Here is a 16,718-nt window from a genome sequence, read left to right on the forward strand (position 1 = left end):
TGTTCTCTCTTGGTTGAAAGATCTGATCGCAGAACCAGCTTTTAGTTCACTTCTATTTTTATCCCGAGTTCAGGTTAAGTAAGGAACCGATCATGAGTAAGCTATTTGAACCAGCACAGCTAAAACAACTGGGTCTACAAAACCGCGTAGTCATGGCACCAATGACCCGAGCGCGCACCAGCCAACCAGGAAACATTCCAAACCAAATGATGGCAACTTACTACAAGCAGCGTGCTACCGCAGGCTTAATCATCTCTGAAGCCACCCAGATTTCAGACGATTCGCAGGGTTACTCATTCACACCAGGCGTCTACACTGATGAGCAAGTGGCAGGCTGGAAAACCGTCACTCAAGCAGCAAAAGAGCAAGGTGCAGCGATGTTTTGTCAGTTATGGCATGTTGGCCGCGTATCACACCCTACATTTCAAAAAGGCGAACAGCCTATTGCCCCATCAGCACTAAAGCCAGTAGAAACCCAAGTATGGATTGCCGACGAGCAAGGCAACGGCAATATGGTCGATTGTGTAGAGCCACGAGCCATGACTCAAGCCGATATTGACCGTGTCGTGAGTGATTTTGCCCATGCCGCGCAACGGGCGATTGAAGCAGGCTTCGAGGGCGTTGAAATCCATGGCGGTAATGGTTACCTGATTGACCAATTCCTACGTACTAATTCAAACCACAGAACCGACAACTACGGCGGAATTCGCGAAAACCGACTTCGCTTTTTATTAGAAGTGGTCGATGCGGTGAGCGAAGCCATTGGTGCCAACAAAGTGGGAGTACGACTCGCACCTTTCATCACTTTCAAGGACATGAACTGCCCAGACATTGTTCCAACCATCCTCGATGCATCGAAACAACTTCAAGCTCGTGATATTGCGTACTTACACCTGTCTGAAGCAGATTGGGACGACGCCCCCGTGATTCCAGAAAGCTTCCGCATCGAACTGCGCGAATACTTCACCAACACGATTATCGTCGCGGGCAGTTACACCCAAGATCGTGCTGACGAGGTGCTTGAGAAAGGTTATGCAGATTTAGTGGCATTTGGACGCCCATTTGTTTCTAACCCAGATTTGGTGGCGCGCTTACAGCACCAACAACCTCTGGCTGACCTGGATGGCTCAACACTGTTTGGTGGCAGTGAACACGGCTATACGGATTATCCGGCGCTCGGTTGAACGGTTTTACCCGCTTCTGATAGCGATTCATAGCGTGCCGTATTTCTCAAATTAATCAGTTGTTATCCCATAAAGGGAAAAACGCAACGCAGCTCAACGTTTTCTTAAGTTTGAGTGTAATAAACTGGCTGCATATTCAGAATGCAAATTTAGGAGAACGCTCGTGTCTGATGAAACTACAAAACAAGAAGTGACGGTTGTTGATATTAAGATGCCATTTATGTCGATGGTGATCTTTATGGTCAAGTTCGCTATCGCTTCCATTCCTGCGATGATCATTCTAGGGATCATCTTCAGCATTTTAGGGATGATATTTGGCGGAATGTTCGGTGGCATGTTCCATGGTTCTGGTCACATGTAAGCGCAATCACCGCTGATGTGGTTCTGTAAACTCGGCACAAAACCACGCTGTCTCTTTTACAAAAAAATCACTCCCTATTTTCTGTTACTAGTTACAAGTATATAAAAAATGAGTAAGGGAGTGATTTCTCGATGATTCACCTTACAAGGTTTGCTGAAGCGCTTGTTTAAGTTCCGCCTCTGCCCGCTCAATCACTTGCTGAGCCTGCTCGCGTTGCGCTCTGCCTTCCTTCACTCGCGATAGTGTATTGTTCAACGTTTCTATCGTCAGTTGATTCACGGTCTCTAGAGAATCGAGATCGAGAATGCCACGCTGGTAGTTTTCTGCAATTTGTTCTTCTAACGCCTTCAGTTTCTCCGCGTTTTGTACATATTGCTTATTGGTGTAATCCTTCACCGCGCGCGTTACCTTCAACGCTTTCTCTTTTTCGTAATTAGAGATCGCAATCAAGAATTGGCGCTTCCACAATGGGAAGGTGTTGTGCACGATATCTTGAATGTCTTCCATCAGCATTTTATTGCCTTCTTGAGACAATCGAATCTGGGGCGCAGTTTGGATAGCAGCAAGGCGAGTAAGCTCAAGGTTATACACGCGCTTTTCTAAACGCGCAACGGCTTGGGTCGCATCCCGATATTTCTGGGCATCCAACGCGTCGCCACTTTTCTCAGATTGTGCCAGTAAGCTTGGTAACACATTCTGAGTAAGTTGATTTAACTTATACTTACCAGCGGCGATGTACTGCTCTAATCCGCCAAGCAGATCTAAGTTATGATCATAGAGCGTATCGAGCTGGGTAATATCATGAGCCAACTTCATCTCTTGTGCTTCTAAACGTCCTGAAAGCTGTTCCAATTGGCTTTTCACTGAATCAAAACTTGCCGAGAATTTTTTGAATGAATCAAAAAGCTCACCGACTAGAGGAAGTCTCGATAACAAGCTGGTTTTGCCTAAATTTGAGAATTCAGCGCTGTCCATGGACGATACCATTGCATGCAAAATATCGCCCGCGTCACCACTGTCGCGAACACGGACTTGCTCTAACACTTCGTCAGAGAAAGCCGTGATTTTTTCCAGCGCCTCTTTACCAAAAGTGATCGTCGCTACACTGTCAAACGCATCAAATTGCTCTGCGAGTGCGACGATGTGAGGAGTAGCGTCCAACTCAAGTACCTGATGTTCAGAATTCATCAATTCGGTCATGGGATCTCCCTATATTTATGACGGCTTATGGCAAGGAAACTTCTGCCATAGCGTTTCAAATTGTCTTAAGAACGCAGAAACAAACCTGCGGTCGTCGGTAAGCGTGATATCTTCCTGATTGTATTTAGAAGCGCTGCGTGTCCAGTTAAAGCTGCCATTGATCAACCGTTGTTGATCGAATATCGCGAACTTATGGTGCATATGATATCGAGTGGTATCAATTTTAACCGCCACACCTTGTGCTGCAAGATATTCAACATCACTGCCTTTATCGTACATTTTGTCGTTGTCGGTCACGATTCGGACCGCCACGCCTCTTTTATGCGCCGCAAGGATCTGATCGGTTAAGTCATTATCTGCAATCGTGAAAACGCAGATATCCACTGAATGACGGGCCAGTTTCAGCTGTTCAATAATGCCGGATGCGCACGCTCTACCCGGTGAAAACCAACTCGACGCGGTATCTGCCGAATTCGCACTCATTACATTGTCTAAGACTTTGACCACTCGCTCTAACCAGCGAACCAAAGCGGCTGCATCACCTTGGTTTTGTATTTCTTGCTGTACAAGCTTAAAGCTCAAATTCCGCAGGTATGAACGGTCTTCATGACTTAATACCGAACCCTGCAGCTCCGATTGGAGCTCTCTTCGCTCACTATCATCTAGGCGGTAATCTTGTATCGAGGCCTCCAACCATGCAGACCATTTCTGTCGACTCATTTAGTTGCCCTCCTGTTCATGGTTACCAAAGCGAGCAACGTGCTGATTCAGCATGGCAAGTTGCTGCACCACCTGTCCGGTTCGGTCTTCGGAATCACCCATCATTTGCTGACGCTGATACCCTTCTTTGATTTCAGACCAACGAGCTCGCTGTTCATCCGTCATGTCACCACGTAGCTCTGCAAGCTTAAGTAGGTTCTCTTCAGTGCCCGCAGCCAAAGTTTGCGCTTCACCTTGATAGTGATCTTGAAGCAGCGTATTCATCTCTTGGTCGGTCATCACTGACGATATTTTCTCCGCCAGTTTATTCATGTTTCGATACGAGCCTTGCAGCTTAAATGGCGGTTCGACACGATACTGATCCGCTGTTGCGGCTGACTTGATGTACTGCTGATTCACCTTCAAGACAATTTGCTGCGCCATGATCAGTTTTTGCAAGGTTGTCACGATCTCACCAGATTCGATCGCAGAGTACGAATGGCTCATCTCACTCAAGGCGATATTTTCTCCCTCTGCCATTCTGACAAAGCGGTATAAATCATTCAGATCTCGCGTTGCTAAAGGCGCAAGAACATTGTTGGAGGTGAGCGAGTTTTCGATAAAGCTTAAATCGAAGATCGATTTTTGATCAGACAGCATGTCACCGAGGTTGTAGATGTCCGCACGGTTAGCCAACATGTCTGGAATTCGGAACGCTTCGCCACTCTCGGTGTACGGGTTACCCGCCATCACGACGGCAAACTTTTTGCCACGCATGTCGTAGGTTTTCGTTTTCCCTTTCCATGTACCTTCTATGCGACGTGTACCGTCACAGAGTGAGATGAATTTCTGTAAAAATTCAGGATGGGTATGTTGAATATCATCCAAGTAGAGCAACACATTGTTGCCCATCTCGAACGCGAGGTTAATTTTTTCAATTTCACGCGCCGCATTTTGATCAGGGGCGTCGGCTGGATCGAGGGATGTCGCTTGATGACCGATGGATGGGCCATTGATCTTCATAAACACCAAACCCAATTTGTGCGCAACATACTCAATTAACGTCGTTTTACCATAACCAGGCGGAGAGATAAGAAGTAGCATACCCATCAAGTCAGTACGCTTTTTGTCGCCTAACGTGCCCATTTGCTTAGCAAAGTTGTCGCCAATAAGAGGTAAGTAACTCTCACTGATCAACTTGTTGCGAACAAATGACGTCAATGGGCGAGGTTTGAATTCACCAAGACGAAAGTCTTCTTTGGCAGAGTTCAGCAACTGGGTACGCTGGGATAGATAGGCTTCGAAGTTCGGAACCACCGAGCTTCGATGATGTTCGTTTCTTTGAATAAAGTCATCCAATACGAGCTCTACACTGCCCTTGTTTATTCGAGCGTGTTCTCCCAATAACCCCTCGACATGACACACCAATGAAAAGTCGACACTACCTAGCCTTTGCTCAGACATGGTATTCACGACAGCAACCGTTGCAGCCTCACACGCGAATGCTTGACCGTATTGCTTTTTCGTAGTGTACGCACTGAGCCACTGGTGGTGATCGTTAAATGATTCAGTAAAACTGAGCGGTTGAGGTTGCCAGCCCAAACTGCGTCTGAATTGCAAATAATCTTCACAGAGAGAAAGAGAATCCTGACTCACTTCAATTTGCCAATCTTGCTCACTCAATAGCTGCGCAAGGTAGTCAGCGGCTTCATGTTGATCATTTAGGGAATCAACCAGTTGTTTTTGCAGCTCTTGATACGCTTGCGATGCATTTAAATGCTCTCGTAATAACTTCGCGTTTTGTGCCTGTTGTTGATAATACTCTATTTTTTCAGCATCTTGCTCCAGTAACCACAAGATGGCTTTTGAGCGAGCAGTTTGGCTGTAACGTAGTAAACCCGCTTGCTGATAAACAGGCAGCACTTTACGTAAAATGTTGACTGCATCGTGGTCGTGGATACCTTTGACGTACCCTTCTCGATAACGTGGTGCCGCAAAGCGTTGAACGAGTTCATTCAACTTATCTTCTTTGAAAGCTTCATAAAGCGTTTCTAGGCTCTGCCCATCTTGATTGATAGAAGCTTGATGCAAGATCAAATACGCCAGATATTCCGCTCGATAGATATCTTCACTTTCTGAGGCTACGTCTAAACGAGAAACGGTTTGCAAGTCGAGGAATACTTTATCTTCAACCGCTTGGTAAAAATCCGTACCGGAAATGTGTAACGCCAATTCACCACTTTGATCGACCAAACTGAGGTCAAGTGGTTGCTGGTTCACACTGAACCTATGCTTGCCCAAACGCAGAACGGTTCCACCTTTCTCGAAGATGTCTTGGTTATCACGTAGCGCACGCAAAGATTGGTCTTGAAGCGATTTCAATTTTGCGTCAACACTGTCAGCTTTCACACTGTCGCCAAGCTCACGAATAGTCTGAGACAACTGTTGTAGCTTAAGTACCATTGCATCAGTAGCAAAGTAGCTATTTAGCCCTGCGACATCATCAAATCGTTCAACGCGCTTTTCTACGCTGATCATAGTGACATTCGCCGCTTGGAGCAAGTTTTGAACTCGACGTTGTTGACCCGCTATGAGCTGTTGCTTGTGGTTATCCAGTGTCGATTGGATCTCATCACGCTTTGAATAAATCTCGCTTAAAAACTGGTCGAAATCCGCGAAGCGCGACTCTAACTTATCCAGTTGCCCAACGAGCTTAGCTAGCTGGGTATCACAATCATCTGGCGTTAACGCTTGCTCCATTGCACTGCTCACCGACTGACTGAGCAGCTTAAATTGAGCACTAAATTCCGCTTGAGCTTCTTCACTTTGTAAGCCTTGAGATTTTGCTCTTAGCTTGGCTGAAACAGTGTTAAGCAGCGACGTTACTTCTGTGGTGAGGTCTAAGATCCGAGTTGCTTGTGTCGGGTCTTCGGTTTCGATGTCTGTAACTTCTTCCGTCACTATTTGAAGCTCATGACGAAGTGTTTCAACTTCTTCGCTTAGTTTCTGAATCTCCGCCGTTTTGCTCACTTCTTCGAGTTGTAACTCGATTTTCTGAATTTGCTTCTTGAACGGGACGTACGCTTTTTCGTCCTGAAGAAGAGTGAGCAAGTGTAGGTTAAGTGACTCACGCTGTGCCTGTAATTCTTCAAGCAAACGGTCAACTTGAACCTCATCAATATAATGCTGCTGACGGAGCGACATAGTCACGCCAACTTGCCCTTTTACCTCACTAAGTAAACTCAGTAGCGTGTTCGCTTGCTCTTTGGGTGCCAGTTTGATTTTCCCGATAAGCTCGGAAACCGCAGATTTTTGCTCATCAAGACTGCTTGCTGCATGTTTTTGTAGCTGTTGAACTTTGGCAAACTCATCGATGATCTTATCGGTAGTCCCCATGAGTTCATTGATCGCACTGCCTATTCCACAAGCGTAATCATGATTGAGCCAGGTGTAGTGATCGAGCGTTGAACGACACTGCTTTATCAGTACCTCATAGGCCGCTTGAGTGACCTCTTCACCCTGTGCTAATTGGCAAATCGAAAGTACAGAAGACAGTGCTCGCACTAGCTCGGTATTACCAAGATTGAACAGTGGACTACTGCCTTGAGTTTGCGCATTGACCTTCGCATAGTGCTCTGGTGTAGAAAATGGCGTATCCCAAATTCTCATTGGGTGGATGGTAGACGCTTCTTCATTTTCTGACAGTTGAAACACTAACCAGCGACCATCTGGGTATAAGCTGTAACCATGGCTTTCCATTGGCGCTTCAAATTTCTTTTCAATCAAGTTGTAGGTGTAGGCGATGTAATAACCTTCAACGACGTTGAAAAAGATATAAAGAATGTCTTCACCATTCGGTGACGTGATCTGTTGGAAAAACTTGAGCTGGTCAGCTTCAAAGGCGAACTGTTTGTCTTCGCCATTTGATAAAACATAACCATTAGCGTAAAGCACACCATGATCTTCAGGTAACGTTTTTGCACTTGCCCTTAATGCATCAGCCCTTACGACGGACTGATTCACTGAATTGTAGAGGAAGTATCGAGCGTGTTTTTCTCGGTTAGGCTTTACTCGAAGCGCAATTAAGTCTCCGACAAACGCGTAGTCGATCTGTGCATCAGCAACGCTTTGATGAGGATCTTCAACTTCCTCTCTGTAGATACCTTTGCCATCTTTGGTATTGTCTTCCACCTTGATGGTTAAGTCCCCACCCACACATTCAACAAACAGCTTATCTTGAATAGATACATGCGGATGATCGCCAAGCACATGATCATCTCGCGTTGTTGGGGTCCAATCAAAATCATGTTGAGGAACACTGGTTAGCGCATTTTGCCCCAAAGAATCAATGTACTCGATAGAGTGGGCGTTGATCTGAAAACGAAATACTTTCCTGTCTTCCGGGCGCATTCCGATTTTGAAGGCGAGGTAAAGCGTGCTTTCTTGACGAGAGATTTGAGAAAGCCTCGCGTCTCGGTAGTAAGTAAACAGTTCCGTCAATTCATGGGTAAAACGAGAATCCGATAAAAAACTGGATTCAAGTGGAAGGCGCTCTACACGGAACGTACCTTCATTTTCGTGAAGCTGATAAAGCCCGAAGACATCATCTAACGAAGGGGTCGCTTTCATCCCGACTTGGACATGATAACCGAACAATAAATGCTGGTTTACCTGAGCCATGTCGATCGGAATACACTTAGCATCGGTTTGAACATTGACCTTGCCGATCAACTTGAAATCTTGATCGCCAAACGTTTCTTGACGTTGCTGATTGAAGGATTGGGAGAGAGACTTTAGCTGGCTGCCTTGCTGCAACAAACGCGTCTTTAAAACATCGTATGCACCAGCATCACTCACCGCTTTTTGAGTCATATCTGACATGCTAATACCTATAAATCCCGCTTACAACGAAGCGGGATTTTTTAGAGAGAATGAAAGGTTAAGATTTATCGCTGGTTGTTGTATCTAATGAGCTTTGAATTTTCTTCATCAGCTCCGCGGCGCCACCTTGTGAATTCAGCAAACCCGCTAAAGCAACGTTACTCAAATCACTACTTTTCAGTTCCGTACTCTCTAACACGTCTTTGATGTCTTGCGGCAAGCTACGGTTGCCATTCACATAATCTGAGACCAGTGGGTTAAGAACCTCTGATTCGTTAAACTTCGCGTCAACGACAGCAGCATCCATGATTGTGCGGCGGATTTGCTCCATTCCTTCACCACCAAACAAACGGATATCTGCTTTCGATAGCGCCTCACCCAAGGCTTGAGCGTTCGCTCCGACCACAGTCTTCTGAGCATCAATACGCGCCAATTCAAGGTCTTTCTCTTGCTGTAACTGCATCACCCATTTGTCGTGTTCACGCGTATGATCATCGTATTGCTGAGCCGCCTCAAAGCGAGCAGTTTGCGCTTCGGCTTCTGCCAACCCTTTCGCACGTAGAGCTTGCGCTTCCGCTTCACCCGCACTTTGCAAGGTGTAGGCTTCTGCTTCACCCGTCTCTTTGATCGCAAGCGCACGTTCACGCTCTACTTCCACTTCAGCAAGACCTGTTGCCCTAATCAATTCTTTCTCTGCTTGTGCCATGCGCTCTTTCGCTGCGGCTTCACGATCTTTCGCTACAAACTCTGCTTCCGCACGTTTGGTTGTGACCACCTGTTCCGCTTCAGCTTGGCGAGTCTTCACTGCCAACTCATTTTCCGCGTCACGTGTTTTCACTTTCATCTCGGCTTCGTTTTCGATCAAGATACGTTCAGAACGTTCACGAGCTGCGTCTTTCTCTGCACGAGCCGCAACCAATAGTTCGATCTGAGCAGATTCCGCAACCGCTTCCGCTTCCGTCAGCTTGATGCGTTTTTCACGATTTACGCGCTCATTCACGCGCAAGTTTTCTGTTTCTTCCTCTTCGCGCGCGATCTTACGTTCGATTTCAACGCGCTGAGAACGAGTCTCTGCGACAGACTTCATCGCTTCTTCGACCGTCGTCTCTTTCTGCATTTCTTTTTCAGCCACTTCCGCTGAAGTACGAACTCGCTCAGTCTCTACGGAACGGTTGAGCTCTTCTTGTTGAATCGCTACTTGACGCTGGTTTGCAATACGTGTCATTTCGACTTCCATCTCGACACTTTCACGTTTCTTAGCGACTTCTTCCTCGGTTTCAAGTTCCGCAAGCTTAGTAATTCGCTCATATTCTTCACGTTTTTCAGCGGCCAATGCTTCTTCTTGCGCTTTGATAATATCGACTTCACGCTGAGTGCGAGCAATGCTCTCTTTCTCTTGTTTATCAAGCTGTAGGCGGTTCGCTTCAGCCTCAACGTTTTTCTTCTTGATGGTCGTTTGCTCATCCTGACGAATCGCGTTGGTTTCCGTGTTCTTTTGCGCCGTGATAGCAGAGATTTTACGAATACCCTCTACGTCGAGAATGTTGCCTGGACTGTGCGCATCTAGAGCCGTTTGGTCGACTTTATCGATCACAACGTCATAGATTTTGAAGCCATCCATTTCGCTACCGATTACATCAACAACGGCATCACGAAACGCACGGCGATTAGTTAACAGCTCTTCAAATTCAAACTGTTTCACTGCCGTTTTCAGTGCTTCAGAGAACTTTGGCTGGAAGTGCTCTTTTAGGCGCTCTAGGTTAGAAGCATCATGGGCAGTAAAAAGTTTTGCAACACGAACAATGTCTTCTTCTTCGTGATTCACACCGATGTAGAAATCAACTTTAAGGTCCGCACGAATGTTGTCTCGGCAATGAAGGCCTTCGTATTCTTCACCTTCTTGATCTTTGCGACCACTTCGAACAACAGAGATCTTCTTACGAGTAATATCCATAAACTCAAATTTGTTGATCACTGGCCATACAAAAGTACCAGTTAGAGAAGCGCGCGTGGCATGCAGTCCATTGACAATTAATGCGTCGCCTTCACCTCGAACCTTTTTATATCGGGTGGTGAGAAAGATTAGAATAATCAAAAAAATCCCGATACCAATCCCAAGGAATATCAGACTTGGAGAAATCTGCATAGCTGCTCCTTAATTTTCTAGCTACTGATTAATAATGTAATATTTTTTTTGTTTATTGAGAAAAACGATCACAACATCGTTCCCATATTCAATGGGTACATCAGATTCAAAAATCCGTGCATCCAGTAAAAATTCGCTGCCATTATGATGAACAATAATTTCACCACGTTGACTGTTCACCTCACTGCTGTGAACTTTTGCTTTCATCCCTACAAAATCGACCTTTGCAAACGCCTTGTTCTTATCAAAGAGTGGCGCTAATGGGCTTAATAGCTTGGCACTAATATACAAAGACAAATAGAAGTTAACTGGGATAGAAACGACTTTCGCAATCATCGCTGCAGTAGAACTAATGTATTGATCTATAAACGAAGACAAATAGAAAGACAGAATGGTGGCAAAGAAGAAACTCACGCACAGGCCCACCGCTAGTGGGACTTTAGATAATATAGGGGGCAATAAGAGCCCACCACTAAATAGATTTCCCGATTCAAATAAATCGATGTCTGCGACCGCCACATCAACAACATTAAAGATGAGATCGATGCACATAGTCAAGAGAAGAAAAACAAACGGCACAAAGAACACATTGGTCGGAAAAGACAGCAATATATCGATCATTACAAATAGTAGATTTCAACGATGAGGATTATCGGGCTATGATAAAGGATCATAAATTGAATTTTCTTGCTCTGACTTTTTTTTGTGATTGACATCGACAAAATTAAAACCAATAAAATACAAACCGACTACATCAACGATCACTAATATTATCAACATTACAATAAATCAAAGAATAAATAACAATAAGCACACTAAAGTAAAGGCCGTTGGAATTATCTAATAATTACTCAATTATATTACAGAATGATAGTCTCTTTATTTTTACTATTTTTTATCGAATCAAGTTCTATATTTTAACCATTGCTCATTTCCATTGTTCTCCTTACCTTAGCGAACTCAATATCAATGAGAAGGACTTCCCCCTCTTCCTTTGCGTCTTCTGACTGGTTAAAATGCACAAAATTGCGCACTAACCGGATAGAACATGGCAAAACTTACCCTTCAAGAGCAGATGCTAAAAGCAGGCTTGGTTAACGAGAAAAAACTGAAGAAAGCTAAGAAAGGCTCTAAAAAATCACGCGTTCAAGCCCGCGAAGTAAAAGCGGCGGTTGAAGAGAACAAACGTCAGCAGTTAGAACGTGACAAGCAACTTAGCGAGCAGCAAAACAACGAGCGTTTGAGCAAAGAAGTTAAAGCGCAAATCATTCAGCTAATCGAAATGAACAAGCTTGATTTGAAAGATGGTGACATCAAATACAATTTCACTCACGGCACGCTAGTGAAATCTCTCTATGTCGATTCACTTGTCCGTGATCAGTTGATCAAAGGCATCTTGGCAATCGCCATCGTTGGTGAAAGCTATGTGGTCATTCCTCGTCCTGTTGCGAACAAGATTGCTCAACGTGACGAGTCTGTGATCATCGAACAGAAAGAACCAGAAGCGGATATCCCTGCAGAAGATGACCCGTACGCAGATTTCGTCGTACCAGACGATCTGATGTGGTAATGCTCCATTTCATGGAACCAAAATTGAGAAAGGTCGCTGTAATAGCGACCTTTTATCTTGTTAGACTTCGTTATTCTGCAAGTAACTTCGGCCAGTTTTTATCCCCGCTCGCAATGTTGCCCGGAATGTCCTGCTGCCAAGAGGCTTGAACGGATTTGCTGTAGTTTAGGTAGAGCTTTCCATCGTGAATATTCCACGCATTAGGATCTATCTTGGCGGTATAGCCTTTGCTCACTGCCCAAGCACAATAGCCGCCATATTGCGGTGCAAATTTCTCAGGGTTTTTCACGAATGCATCCCGATTTTCAGTCGATGAAAAGTACCATTTGGCATCATTCCAACGATAAGTGAAATCGCTGTCACCTTTGACTGGTTTTGATTGAGTGAAGTAGGCGACAGGGTCATAACCACGAATCGCTTTACCGAGAAAGTCGCTATAAACAAGATCAAGAGCGAAAGCAGGAAGCGTCAAACTCCCCCAAATGAAGAATACGCTAAACAGTTTCAATATCAGCTTCATAACCTTTCTTCTCTACAATATCCGATGTTTGATAATCAATCGCTTACCTATATAGACAGGGAATAGGAGAAGAAACTTTCAGGTTTATAGCATCTCAGCATCGAAACGCGCCGTTCGAGCTTGGGCGATGGTACAGTTGGTTTCCGACATTAGCTCCGCCAAAGTAATGTTTGGATTCTCCAAGACTAATCGAATCAGCTTGGCTTCCAAAGGTTCAAGCTTATCGCTGTGCTTGGCAAGACCAACTTCCATTTTGTTGATCACAAATCGCATTGGCTCAGATTCTTCTGCCTTGATATGATCGAGGAACGCTTTCAAATCCAAAGCCTCACCTGCAATTTCCCAATTACGCGAACGTCGAATACGCTTCAGTTCGCACTTGTTCTCTGCGGCGATAGCTTTGGCTCGCTTAGCATGATCACCACCAATTCGGTGAATCAAAGATGGTAGAGGGATGGAGATAATCTTGTCAGTCATCACAATAGTGGCATGGTTAATTTCGTTGCCTATGATAAACAGCTCGCCTCATTTTTTCATCGAGAAAACTTAATCGTTTTCAAAGGGTGGTGATTTTAGTCGAAAATACAAGGTTTATTCTTGCTCGCTCAATAAACTTTAAAGATTCTGACACCTTTTATATTTCAGCAAGAGGTGACATGAAAAATGAAAGGTGTTTTAAGTCCTTATATATCTGGCTATCTGCGTTTAAATGGCAAGCCCGTTGAGGGCATCAATATCGAAAGGACGATTGTTTTCAAAGGTGTTGTATCTGACTCGACACAATCTAATGCGGAAGGGTACTTTGTTTTTGAAGCCGTGCTATTAGATTCAAAACATCAACATCAATCATTGCAAGATATTCGAGTAAAGCTGGATCTCAGCACCCAATTTCAAGGTAATGAGATAACGATATGGCAATCAAAAGTCCATTCATTTCACCCGTCTCCCCTTCTGTTCATTTCTCTTGAAAACTTGACCTGCAACTTGGACGCCCCACTCAAAGTCTTCACTTATCCGACAACAAAAACGGAACCCATCACTAATGAAATCTATAGTGTTTGTGAACTTAACGTGCTTAACCTCGAAGAACTGTATTAAGCTTTACCCCACCACAGAGACATTCTCAGCTACCCATTTAAGAAGCTGTTTTGCGGCTTTAGACAGCACTTGGTTTTGGCGAACAATATAGCCAAAATCGGTGTTGGGGAAGCTGGGCAATGGCGTCACTTTTCTTGATAGTTTCAATCTTGGATCGAGGGAGAAATCAGGCACAATTGCCGTTCCGAAACCGGCTTCTGCCCAATCAATTTGAGCCTCTACGCTGCCGACTTCCATAACACGATGTTTGGGCAGATTGAGCTCAGGAAGTGACGCGTCAATCAGTTCGCGCGTTCGGGTATCGTGACCGAGCAAAATCAGCGTTTGGTTTTCTTCGCTATTGTCTCGCCAATCAAAAATATTGTCACCGAAGGCACACCAATGAATTTGGGTCAGAGGCGTAAAGTGAAGTGGTTGGCTTTCTTTCTGAGCAATAACAAAACCTATGTCAGCACGGGCACTTTTTACCAAATCCACCGCTTGCGATGAAGTGGTGTTGAACAGTGCTAAGTCGATACCAGGATACTCGTTTTTGAACTGCTGGAATGGCTTGATAAGTAACAGACGCGAGACAATGTCACTAGCCGCAATCGAGAGCGTTCCTTGCGTTAAGTCATTAATGGCATTGAGATCGGATTGGCAGATTTGCAGCTCATTCAACATGTGTTCGGCAGTGTCTAATAACCGCTTACCCGCCTGAGTCAGTTGTACAGGATTGCGCTCTATCAACTTGGTACGAGTGGCTTGTTCTAGTTGCTTGATGTGAAGACTGACATTTGGCTGCGTCATGTGCAGTTCAATCGCTGTTTTTCCGAAATGTTTTACTTCTGCCAAGGTGACAAACGTACGTAACCAGTTCAAATCCAACATAGAAAATTACCCGATATGACTTTCTTATCAAGTTAATGAGTATAATTAATTTCTCTTATTCATGCGAGCATCCTAAGATTTTCCGGTCTGTTTTTGGAGAATGAATTATGTCGTCTATCGTTGTTGTGGGTGCAAACTGGGGTGATGAAGGCAAAGGCCGCATCGTTGACTTTTTGGCAGAGCAAGCTTCTGCAAGCATTCGTTTCCAAGGTGGTAACAACGCGGGTCACACCGTAGTTAACGACCTAGGCACGTTCAAGCTGCACCAGCTACCAAGTGGCGTTTTCAACCCTGACTGTTTGGCAGTTTTAGGTCCGGGTATGGTTATCAGCCCTGCGTCGCTGTCTGAGGAGATTGCGGAAGTCGCGGAAGCGGGCGTTAAAGTGAACATGTGCATCTCTGATCGCGCAACACTGTGTCTACCTCTACACGCACTAGAAGATACGCTAGAAGAACAACGCTTAGGCGACAAAGCATACGGTTCAACTCGTCAAGGTATTGCACCTGCATACGGCGACCGTGTGATGAAAAAAGGCATCCTAGTTGGTTGGTTGAAACAACCAGAAGTTCTAGTAGAACGCATCAAGTTCTGGATGGACTGGAAACTTCCACAACTACGTGCACTTTACCCAACGTTCGAATTCGAGCAAACCGCAGAAGAGGTGGCGAACTGGTTGCTAGAAGTATCAGCTCCTTGGCGTGATGCTATCTGCAACGTAACGCTTCCACTAAAAGAGCTGCAAGCAAAAGACCAAACTCTACTGTTCGAAGCACAGTTAGGTGCGGGCCGTGACCTTGTTTACGGTGAGTACCCATGGACAACATCTTCAAACGTTGTGTCTATGTACGCTGGTATCGGTAGTGGTCTTCCTGCTCTGCGTCCAGAGCGTGTTATTGCAGTAGCAAAAGCGTTCAGCTCATCAGTAGGTACTGGTACGCTAATCACTGCAATGGAAGAGCAAGATGCATTCCGTGAACTAGCGGGTGAATTCGGCGCGACAACAGGTCGTCCACGTGACATGGGTTACTTTGATGCAGTCGCGACTAAGAACGGCGTTGAGCTTCAAGCAGCGACTGAAATCGCTCTGACCAAAGTAGACTGTCTAACGGGTCTTAAAGATCTAAAAATCTGTGTTGGTTACGAAGGCGAGCACAGCGAAAACCCAATTTGGCCTCAAACGGCTGCTCTAGCACCAATCTACGAGAAGATGGAAAGCTGGAGCGAAGACATTACTGGTTGTCGTAAATTCGAAGAGCTACCAGTTGCGGCACAAAAATACGTTCTACGTATTGAAGAACTAATGGGCGTGCCAGTGAAAATGGTTTCTGTTGGTCCTGGTCGCGAGCAAATGATTATGCGTTAAGACGTGGATTAACACGTCTATATCCAAGTCACATTAAGTACTTGGTTATATTAGCAAGCGGCTTTTTATCTTTTCCGGGGTAAAGCCGCTTTTTTTTAACTTATTTATCGTTAGATACATCGAACCAGTGTTGCAGAAAAGAATGCTTGTAGGTTTCTCGTATCAAATACCTAAATCACTCATCGGCCTGACAATCGAACCGTGTTGTTGAGCCAAAAAAGAAAATTCAACTTCCTGCCCACAGCCGCAGTGGAAGTCATATCCCTCCCCAACTAAGAACGGTGTAGTTCGGTCAATAAACCAATCTTTCGATTGTTGAGTATGCAGCTCACCACAGCACGGACAAGTCACTTTAACAGAGTAAATTTTCGCGATCATTTCTCTAACCTCTTGATAGTGGAATATCACACAACGAAAACGTTTGCTGAGACTAAATTAATCGAAGTTATTTGTGTTTTCGTTAGGACATTGTCAGAGCACTCGTGAAAAAATGTGCGTTTCCATCGCATTTTGTGTAAGTCATTTTTTGATGATTATCTACTGAATGAAATGGTAAAAACCGCTCTAAAGCGTTCATGCATGCACATGCATTAAGCTTTAAAAAAAGGTGAATGAAATCGACATTTTTTATTTTAAAATAGTAACTTAGCTATATTTTATAAGATAGCGATCACAGTTTACGCTGACCAAATCCTAAAACTGAGACGGTTAAGATAGTTTTATGTCATTACCTGCTTGCTCGATTTAATTCTGTGACCAATCAATTCTTTAAAACAATGTCTAAGAAGTGGAATAATAATTTTCAGTTGGTCGGTGTTGGCCTAC

Annotated in this window: 14 protein-coding genes; 5 read left to right on the plus strand and 9 right to left on the minus strand. The window is 44.7% G+C overall.

The window, feature by feature from the left end; genetic code table 11:
- Positions 1-92: 92 nt before the first annotated feature.
- Together OQJ86_RS12645 and OQJ86_RS12650 are read left to right on the plus strand one after the other, a co-directional pair.
- The gene (locus tag OQJ86_RS12645; protein ID WP_265987973.1) at positions 93-1,184 is read left to right on the plus strand and encodes an alkene reductase; all 1,092 of its coding nucleotides are present in this window, start codon (positions 93-95) and stop codon (positions 1,182-1,184) included.
- Positions 1,185-1,347: 163 nt separating this feature from the next.
- Positions 1,348-1,545 (plus strand): hypothetical protein, encoded by a 198-nt coding sequence (locus OQJ86_RS12650; RefSeq protein ID WP_038876674.1) that lies wholly within the window; start codon positions 1,348-1,350, stop codon positions 1,543-1,545.
- 141 nt (positions 1,546-1,686) lie between these two features.
- Here OQJ86_RS12650 and OQJ86_RS12655 read toward each other — a convergent pair whose 3' ends face one another.
- Genes OQJ86_RS12655 through OQJ86_RS12675 form a run of 5 tightly spaced genes read right to left on the minus strand, consistent with a single transcriptional unit; the run spans position 1,687 to position 11,092 of the window.
- Positions 1,687-2,745 (minus strand): toxic anion resistance protein, encoded by a 1,059-nt coding sequence (locus tag OQJ86_RS12655; protein ID WP_265987974.1) that lies wholly within the window; start codon positions 2,743-2,745, stop codon positions 1,687-1,689.
- Between the two features lie 15 nt (positions 2,746-2,760).
- Positions 2,761-3,465: a phospholipase D-like domain-containing protein gene (locus OQJ86_RS12660; RefSeq protein WP_265987975.1), complete on the minus strand. Its 705-nt coding sequence runs from the start codon at positions 3,463-3,465 to the stop codon at positions 2,761-2,763.
- A complete protein-coding gene (locus tag OQJ86_RS12665; RefSeq protein WP_265987976.1) occupies positions 3,466-8,325 on the minus strand; it encodes a DNA repair ATPase in 4,860 nt (1,619 codons plus the stop codon).
- 58 nt (positions 8,326-8,383) lie between these two features.
- Positions 8,384-10,471, minus strand: a complete 2,088-nt coding sequence (locus OQJ86_RS12670) for a peptidase (RefSeq protein WP_265987977.1) — start codon at positions 10,469-10,471, stop codon at positions 8,384-8,386.
- Positions 10,472-10,492: 21 nt separating this feature from the next.
- Positions 10,493-11,092 carry a DUF1449 domain-containing protein gene (locus OQJ86_RS12675; protein WP_265987978.1) on the minus strand — a complete coding sequence of 200 codons (600 nt, stop codon included), beginning with the start codon at positions 11,090-11,092 and terminating at the stop codon, positions 10,493-10,495.
- 427 nt (positions 11,093-11,519) lie between these two features.
- On the opposite strand from OQJ86_RS12675, the gene OQJ86_RS12680 reads away from it, so the two are divergent.
- The gene (locus OQJ86_RS12680; protein ID WP_038865060.1) at positions 11,520-12,041 is read left to right on the plus strand and encodes a DUF2058 domain-containing protein; all 522 of its coding nucleotides are present in this window, start codon (positions 11,520-11,522) and stop codon (positions 12,039-12,041) included.
- 70 nt (positions 12,042-12,111) lie between these two features.
- Here the strand turns inward: OQJ86_RS12680 and OQJ86_RS12685 are convergent, their stop codons facing one another.
- Positions 12,112-12,561: a YHS domain-containing (seleno)protein gene (locus tag OQJ86_RS12685; protein WP_265987979.1), complete on the minus strand. Its 450-nt coding sequence runs from the start codon at positions 12,559-12,561 to the stop codon at positions 12,112-12,114.
- Positions 12,562-12,645: 84 nt separating this feature from the next.
- Positions 12,646-13,038, minus strand: coding sequence for a ribosome recycling factor family protein (locus OQJ86_RS12690; protein WP_265987981.1), 393 nt, complete (start codon positions 13,036-13,038; stop codon positions 12,646-12,648).
- 186 nt (positions 13,039-13,224) lie between these two features.
- Here OQJ86_RS12690 and OQJ86_RS12695 point away from each other — a divergent pair, with 186 nt between their 5' ends.
- On the plus strand, positions 13,225-13,659 hold the full coding sequence (locus OQJ86_RS12695; RefSeq protein WP_038865057.1) for a DUF6795 domain-containing protein: 435 nt from the start codon (positions 13,225-13,227) through the stop codon (positions 13,657-13,659).
- 3 nt (positions 13,660-13,662) lie between these two features.
- Here the strand turns inward: OQJ86_RS12695 and OQJ86_RS12700 are convergent, their stop codons facing one another.
- Positions 13,663-14,529 (minus strand): LysR family transcriptional regulator, encoded by an 867-nt coding sequence (locus OQJ86_RS12700; protein WP_042604437.1) that lies wholly within the window; start codon positions 14,527-14,529, stop codon positions 13,663-13,665.
- 107 nt (positions 14,530-14,636) lie between these two features.
- On the opposite strand from OQJ86_RS12700, the gene OQJ86_RS12705 reads away from it, so the two are divergent.
- The gene (locus OQJ86_RS12705) at positions 14,637-15,893 is read left to right on the plus strand and encodes an adenylosuccinate synthase (RefSeq protein WP_265987982.1); all 1,257 of its coding nucleotides are present in this window, start codon (positions 14,637-14,639) and stop codon (positions 15,891-15,893) included.
- A gap of 162 nt (positions 15,894-16,055) precedes the next feature.
- On the opposite strand, the gene OQJ86_RS12710 is transcribed toward OQJ86_RS12705, so the two are convergent.
- Positions 16,056-16,271 carry a hypothetical protein gene (locus OQJ86_RS12710; RefSeq protein WP_080774341.1) on the minus strand — a complete coding sequence of 72 codons (216 nt, stop codon included), beginning with the start codon at positions 16,269-16,271 and terminating at the stop codon, positions 16,056-16,058.
- Positions 16,272-16,718 lie beyond the last annotated feature (447 nt).

The sequence above is a fragment of the Vibrio sp. Sgm 5 genome (assembly GCF_026241575.1).
GTDB lineage: Bacteria > Pseudomonadota > Gammaproteobacteria > Enterobacterales > Vibrionaceae > Vibrio > Vibrio jasicida.